The 6,438-nt window shown below is 44.9% G+C and carries 9 protein-coding genes; 7 read left to right on the top strand and 2 right to left on the bottom strand.

Going from position 1 to position 6,438, the window contains the following annotated elements; translation table 11 throughout:
* A complete protein-coding gene (locus tag J7I83_RS03005) occupies positions 1-684 on the bottom strand; it encodes a queuosine precursor transporter (protein WP_215099201.1) in 684 nt (227 codons plus the stop codon).
* 146 nt (positions 685-830) lie between these two features.
* Here J7I83_RS03005 and J7I83_RS03010 point away from each other — a divergent pair, with 146 nt between their 5' ends.
* A complete protein-coding gene (locus tag J7I83_RS03010) occupies positions 831-1,031 on the top strand; it encodes a zinc-finger domain-containing protein (protein WP_215099202.1) in 201 nt (66 codons plus the stop codon).
* 65 nt (positions 1,032-1,096) lie between these two features.
* On the opposite strand, the gene J7I83_RS03015 is transcribed toward J7I83_RS03010, so the two are convergent.
* Positions 1,097-1,306 carry a cold-shock protein gene (locus J7I83_RS03015; protein WP_215099203.1) on the bottom strand — a complete coding sequence of 70 codons (210 nt, stop codon included), beginning with the start codon at positions 1,304-1,306 and terminating at the stop codon, positions 1,097-1,099.
* 165 nt (positions 1,307-1,471) lie between these two features.
* Between J7I83_RS03015 and J7I83_RS03020 the strand changes: the two genes are divergently transcribed.
* The 6 genes from J7I83_RS03020 to J7I83_RS03045 all read left to right on the top strand — a co-directional run bounded on the left by J7I83_RS03020 (position 1,472) and on the right by J7I83_RS03045 (position 6,310).
* The gene (locus J7I83_RS03020; protein WP_215099204.1) at positions 1,472-2,107 is read left to right on the top strand and encodes an HD domain-containing protein; all 636 of its coding nucleotides are present in this window, start codon (positions 1,472-1,474) and stop codon (positions 2,105-2,107) included.
* On the top strand, positions 2,104-3,981 hold the full coding sequence (locus J7I83_RS03025) for an ABC-F family ATP-binding cassette domain-containing protein (protein ID WP_215099205.1): 1,878 nt from the start codon (positions 2,104-2,106) through the stop codon (positions 3,979-3,981). Before J7I83_RS03020 ends, J7I83_RS03025 begins: the two co-directional genes overlap by 4 nt.
* Before the next feature lie 26 nt (positions 3,982-4,007).
* Positions 4,008-5,138: a conserved virulence factor C family protein gene (locus J7I83_RS03030; RefSeq protein WP_215099206.1), complete on the top strand. Its 1,131-nt coding sequence runs from the start codon at positions 4,008-4,010 to the stop codon at positions 5,136-5,138.
* A gap of 138 nt (positions 5,139-5,276) precedes the next feature.
* Positions 5,277-5,579, top strand: a complete 303-nt coding sequence (locus tag J7I83_RS03035) for a hypothetical protein (RefSeq protein ID WP_215099207.1) — start codon at positions 5,277-5,279, stop codon at positions 5,577-5,579.
* Between the two features lie 29 nt (positions 5,580-5,608).
* A complete protein-coding gene (locus J7I83_RS03040) occupies positions 5,609-5,863 on the top strand; it encodes a hypothetical protein (RefSeq protein WP_215099208.1) in 255 nt (84 codons plus the stop codon).
* Between the two features lie 240 nt (positions 5,864-6,103).
* Entirely contained in the window at positions 6,104-6,310 is a 207-nt protein-coding gene (locus J7I83_RS03045) for a hypothetical protein (RefSeq protein WP_215099209.1), read from the top strand.
* Positions 6,311-6,438: the final 128 nt, after the last annotated feature.

Genomic DNA, 6,438 nt, shown 5'->3' on the forward strand with positions numbered 1-6,438 from the left:
CTACTTTTCGTCAATGGGTTTGATTATTTTCGCTAAATAGCCAAAGGGCGTATCCAGTATGGAGACAATAAACTTCAGTACATAGGTCGAGATGAAAATCTGGAGCCAAACATCGAACGGGAACACGCCCCAAAAAGCGATGGAAGTGAAGATCAGTGTATCCAAGAGCTGGCTGATCAGTGTCGAACCGTTGTTGCGAATCCAAAATTGGCTGTCTTTCGGAAACATTTTGCGCAGCGCACTGAAGATGAGGACATCTAAATGCTGGCTGGCAAGATAGGCTACCATGCTGCCGATGGCGATTTGCGGAATCAGTCCGAAAATCGTTTCCAAAGAGCCTTGCGCGAAATCACTTTCAGCCGGGATGAACTTGAGCCCGAACTGCATGACCAGCACCATGATCAGCAGGGAAGAGAAGCCGAGCCAAACCGCTTTTTTCGCTTCTTTTTTGCCATACTTTTCATTCAAAATATCTGTGGCCAGAAAAGTTGATGCATACAGGCTATTGCCCAACGTTGCCGTCAAGCCGATAATCTCGATGGTCTTGGTGACTTGGATATTGGCCAGTACAGTGGAAATAGCCACCCAGGCAAACAAGCCGGTCTTGCCAAAAAATTTATACATAATCAATAAGAGTACGAAATTGAACAAGGCAAAGCCGAGTCCCCAAAATTCATTAAACAAAAAAACTTCCTCCTTAGTTTTGGTGAAGCGGGAATTTGCGAACCGCTTGGTACCGGGAAATGTCCTCAGTTAGTATAACTATTGTTGGAATAAAAAACAAATGCGTAGTAGAATGAGGAAATGACGATTTGCTAAGAGGTGACAAAGTGAAAAAAGTTTCTATTATCAACGAAATTGACGAAATGCTGACTGCATATTGTGAAGGCTGCTTTGTGAGAACCCAAATTCGCAAAGATGAAGGGAAAACCGCTGCCCACAGATTCTGCATCAGCAACTGTACAGTCGGCACCCAATTGCAATTTCTCGGAAATGAGCTCAATAAAGTTGGAACCAGTGATAATCAATAATGAGACTATTTTATTCAATATAAAAAGCAAGGACGGAAAATCCGTCCCTGCTTTTTTCTATTGTTTTATTCTGAATCGATCTGTATAACATTTGCAGCCTGTGGTCCGCGGTTGCCATCAATAATATCGAATGACACGGTCTTGCCCTCGGACAATGTCTTAAACCCATCGCCCTGTATGCCTGTAAAATGGACAAATACGTCATCACCGTCATTATACTCAATAAATCCGTAACCTTTTTCTGAGTTAAACCATTTCACTGTTCCCTGGTGCATGCGAGTTCCCCCTATTATTGAGTATGCCATGGACCTATAGACGCCATGTTATGGATGGCTATACTATACATGAAGGACATGAAAACGTCAATAATCGTTGGGAATACAGGCATTCTGATGTGATTTCAGGTTATAATAGAAGAAACAGGCGATAGGAGCGGAAGTATGGAGCAGGAAAAGTTCAGTCAATGCCAAAGTGAAGTGAAGAAAATTTATGAACAGTTTGATGCCAGTCATGACTGGCAGCATATTGAGCGCGTCATGAAGAACGCCAAAACGATTTTGGAGCAGGAAGAGGCAGATGCCTTCATCGTCGAACTCGCGGTGTTGCTGCACGACGTTTCGGACCCGAAATATAGAAAGCCTGAGGAAAATTTGGAGCAGGATATCCTGGGTCGCCTAGAGCTTCCGGACGCCCAGCGGCAAAGGGTCCAGGAAGTTATTGCATCGGTGTCCTTCAAAGGCGGCAATGGCAAACCGGCCACAAGCATCGAAGCGAAAATCGTCCAGGATGCTGACCGGTTGGATGCCATTGGGGCAATCGGTATCGCGCGGGCGTTTGCTTACGGCGGAGCCAAAGAACGAAAACTGTACGACTGGAACGAAAAAGCACGCACAGAAATGACTGAACAGGAATACCGGGAAGCGCAAACAAGCAGTGTCACGCATTTCTATGAAAAGCTTTTGCTGCTGAAAGATCAAATGACTACGGAAACTGGTAAGCAGATGGCTGAAGAACGCCATGAATTTATGCTATCCTTCTTAGAGCAACTACAAACAGAAACGGATGGGAATAAATGAGCCACTTAAATATTACGAAATTAACTAAAACAGTTGGAGCCAAAACATTATTCAAGGATGTCGAATTTTCATTGTATCCAGGAGAACGCGCTGGATTGATCGGTGTAAACGGAACAGGGAAATCGACTTTGATGTCTATTTTGGCCGGAACAATGGATGCGGACAAGATCGTTATGGACCACCCGAAAAAATACCGGATTACGTATTTGATGCAGGAGCCTGAATTCGATGAGTCACTGACTGTACTTGAAACGGTATTCTCGGGTGATTCACCGATACTGGTGTTGAACCGCGCCTATGAAAATGCTTTAAAAAATATGATGGTCGATTCAAGTTCCACTCAATTGCAAGACGAATTAATGGATATACAGGAAAAAATGGAGCAGGAAAACGCATGGGACATCAATGCCATGGCGAAAACAGCTTTATCTAAACTGGGAATCGATATGTATGATCAGGTGATCAGTGAATTGTCAGGCGGCCAGCGCAAACGTGTCGCGCTCGCTAAAGCCCTGATTGAACCAGCGGACTTGATCCTTTTGGATGAGCCGACCAACCATCTGGACGCCGTTTCAACGGAATGGCTTCAGGAAACTTTATTGCGTATGGGTTCGGCGATGTTGTTTGTTACACATGACCGTTACTTCCTCGATGCCGTTTCTACGCATATTTTCGAAATTGCCGACCAGACCATGTATACCCATAAAGGAAACTACGGGGACTATCTGGAAAACAAAGCGATTCGCGACGAAATGAACGCTTCGTCCCAGCAGAAACTCGAAAACCGTTTCCGTTCAGAATTGAAATGGATTCGCCGCGGTGCGAAAGCCCGTTCGACAAAACAGAAAGCGCGGATTCAGCGTTTTGATGAAATCAAAGAAGATGTTCAAAAAGTAAACGACAATACTTCATTGGAACTATCGATGCAAAGCCAGCGTCTTGGCAAAAAGATCATCGAAGGCAAGGATATGGGCGTCGCTTTTGGCGACAAGCAGATCTTCAGTGGCTTTGATTTCCTATTACAGGGCGGAGACCGCATCGGAATCGTCGGGCCAAATGGTGCCGGCAAATCAACATTGATGAAAATGTTGGCCGGCGAACTGGAACCGACCACCGGCAAGATGGAATACGGGAGTACGGTTAAGATTGCTCATTTTACGCAGCATTTGCCGGAAATGGACGAATCACAGCGGATGATTGAATACATTCAGGAAACATCCAGTGATTTTGAAGCCGAAAAAGGGGTTCGTCTGTCTGCAACACAGATGCTCGAACGCTTCCTGTTCCCATCCAACGGCCATGGCACGCAAATCGGCAAATTGTCGGGTGGCGAGCGAAAGCGCCTGTATTTATTGAAATTATTAATGGAACAGCCGAATATCCTGTTCCTGGATGAGCCGACAAACGATCTGGATATCCAGACCCTCTCTGTTTTGGAGGATTTCCTGGAAAACTTCCCAGGCGTCGTTATCACAATTTCACATGATCGCTTTTTCCTTGACCGCATCGCGCGGAAATTATGGACGACAGGAACGGGCCAAATTGAAGAATATCAGGGCTTATACTCTGAATTCATCAAGGAAAAAAACAACCCGGTTGCTCTGGCTGAACAAGAGCTTGTCGAAACCATTGCGGCTGAGCCGGTAAAACCCAAAAAGAAAATAACTTATAAAGAACAGCAGGAATACGACGGCATTCTTGAAAAGATTGCAGAAGCGGAAGCGAAAATCGAAGCGCGCGAAGAGGAAATGGCTCTGGCGGGTGCAGATTACGATAAGCTGCAAAAACTGACCGAAGAAGTCAACGCACTGACAGCCGAGTATGATGCATTAATCGAACGCTGGACCGATCTTCAGGAAATCGCGGAAGCATGATCTACTAATTGCAGGAGGGATTTTTTGTGAAAATCATTACCATTGAACCAACACCAAGCCCGAATACGATGAAAGTGGTCATCGATCAGGAATTGCCGTTTGGCAAAAGCCATAACTACCATAAAGATAACCTGGAAGGTGCTCCGAAAGAAGTTCAGGAGCTCCTGCAAATCGACGGCGTGAAAGGCGTTTACCACGTCGCCGACTTTTTGGCGGTCGAACGCATCTCCAAGTTTGACTGGGAAGCGATCCTGGCACAAGTACGCAATGTGTTCGGTGAAGACCGTGAACACAGCAGTGAAGAAATCGAATTGGATGAGCATTACGGGGAAGTTTATGTCCATGTTCAGGAGTTCAAAGGGATTCCGCTGCAGGTCAAAGTTTTCGATAACAGCTCAGAAGAACGTTTTGGCATGCCGGAACGCTTTGTCACGGCGATGCAGCTGGTCATGGACCCGACAGAAGAAAACTACCTGCTGCAGCGGAAATGGGCAGATTATGGCGTCCGCTACGGCGATAAAGGCGAAATCGGCAAAAGCATGGTCGAAGAAATCGAAGCCGCTTATCCCCAGGAGCGCCTGGATGCCCTGACCGCGAAACAAGACACCGAGCAGCCTGAGCCGGCACCGCGCGGCCGCAGAATTTCAGCGGAAGAATTTAATGCTCCTGACTGGGAGACCCGTTTCCAGCTGCTCGATCAAATGATCGAAGCGGATGTTGACGATCTGCCGTTGCTGTCGCTTGCATTGGATGATGAAAAAATGTCCATTCGCCGCCAGGCAGCCATCTTCCTTGGAGACATCAAGGACAAGGCCGTGGTGCCTTACGTCGAGCGGGCAATGAAAGACAAGAGCTGGGCTGTCCGCAGAACAGCGGGCGACACCATCAGTGATCTGGGGTTCGAGGAATTTGAACCGATCATGATGGAAACTTTGCAAGATAAAAACAAATTGGTTCGCTGGAGAGCAGCGATGTTCCTTTACGAAACGGGAACAGAGGCTTCTTTGCCAGCGCTTAAGGATGCACAAGACGATCCGGAGTTTGAAGTGAAATTGCAGATCAAAATGGCGATTGCGCGCATTGAGCAAGGCGAAGATGCAAAAGGTTCCGTTTGGAAACAGATGACCGAAGCGCGCCAAGCGATGAAAGAAGAATAGGGAATTGGGTCGGTGACTGAAAAGTCGCCGGCTTTTTTTCTGCTTTAGGACCAATTCAATGTTTCCGATTGTCCATTAAGAGGTAAAGTGCTCCTAAACGATAGAAAATACGGGAGCAACATCTGGGGGGATTTGGAAATGGAAAACAGTGTTTATTCGATGGAGATTTTGTATAGCGGAAAGTATGAATCCTGGGAGTTTGAAGACCGCCAAAAACGGGATGCCTTTTATGCGAAAGTGGCCAATCAGTTTGCTGGCCAAAAATTAACAGAGCAGGAAGAAAAGCTGGAAGATACACAGATTGTTCAGCTCTCCTCTAATAACCTGGAACTCAAAGAAGGCGGAAAATACGATCAGGATACATCGTATGAATGGTTCGAATACGACATTTTCAGTCAAATGCTTGATTTCATCAATAAAGAATATGATAAAAACGAGTAGAACTTCCATAGTAAAGGATGGTGAAAAACATGAAACTCACCAAAGAACAGCTGGAAATTATTTCGAAAACCTTGAATGACAAAGGTGTCAGTAAAGTGTGCTCGGCATGTGGTAAGAAAGAACCGGTCATTGTAGAGGAATTATTGTTTCTTGGGAAAGCGGCATCCGGCAAGTTTCCATTGATTGTCACCGGCTGCGGCCATTGCGGCCTGACGCAAAGCTTTGCAGTCAACCGATTGGTGCCAGGGCTGTTTGATGATGTTGTGTTACACAAAGAAAAGTAGAAACTGTAAGTTCAAAAACTACCCATTATGGGTAGTTTTTTCATTGTCAGAAATACGTGATTGGCAAGTGTTAGGTATTATAAATCTGGGGTGAAATAGGTATTTTAAATCACTTTATATATCAAAAGATGTGAAATTACTAAAATTCGTAAATTTTTTTAAAAAACATTAGGTCCTTATATACGTTTACTGTTAATAAATTTATGCTATCTTTGTAGTATATACATAGGAGGGTTTTAGGTGAATCTTACAGTCAATGGAGTAGTATTAAATCAAAAAAGAAGTTCATTAATAATCAAAGAGCTTATAAGAGAAGCGGTTGCGGAGCATGCGCAAGATGTAGAAGAGTATTTAAAGGATTACACGGTAGAAGAATTGGGCAGTTCAATCATTCTTCGCCCGCCGTCGGTTGAAGGCATTCAAATATCGCTGTTCAAGTCATCCTGAGGGATGGCTTTTTATATTGTCTATAAAGCAAAGGTGAGTGTTAGGGCGCGTTGAAGAAATCGCCCCCTTTCGTTCTTTCTTTAAGGTTTCTGGAATCTTTTCATAAGTGAATCAATTTCATAACTCTG

It is taken from the genome of Planococcus sp. ISL-110, assembly GCF_018613575.1.
GTDB lineage: Bacteria > Bacillota > Bacilli > Bacillales_A > Planococcaceae > Planococcus.

Bases quoted from the DNA above. Each gene is read 5' to 3' on its own strand.
- J7I83_RS03040 (WP_215099208.1), top strand. From the start codon at position 5,609: ATGAAACTCACCAAAGAACAGCTGGAAATTATTTCGAAAACCTTGAAT.
- J7I83_RS03020 (WP_215099204.1), top strand. From the start codon at position 1,472: ATGGAGCAGGAAAAGTTCAGTCAATGCCAAAGTGAAGTGAAGAAAATT.
- J7I83_RS03035 (WP_215099207.1), top strand. From the start codon at position 5,277: ATGGAAAACAGTGTTTATTCGATGGAGATTTTGTATAGCGGAAAGTAT.
- J7I83_RS03015 (WP_215099203.1), bottom strand. From the start codon at position 1,306: ATGCACCAGGGAACAGTGAAATGGTTTAACTCAGAAAAAGGTTACGGA.
- J7I83_RS03025 (WP_215099205.1), top strand. From the start codon at position 2,104: ATGAGCCACTTAAATATTACGAAATTAACTAAAACAGTTGGAGCCAAA.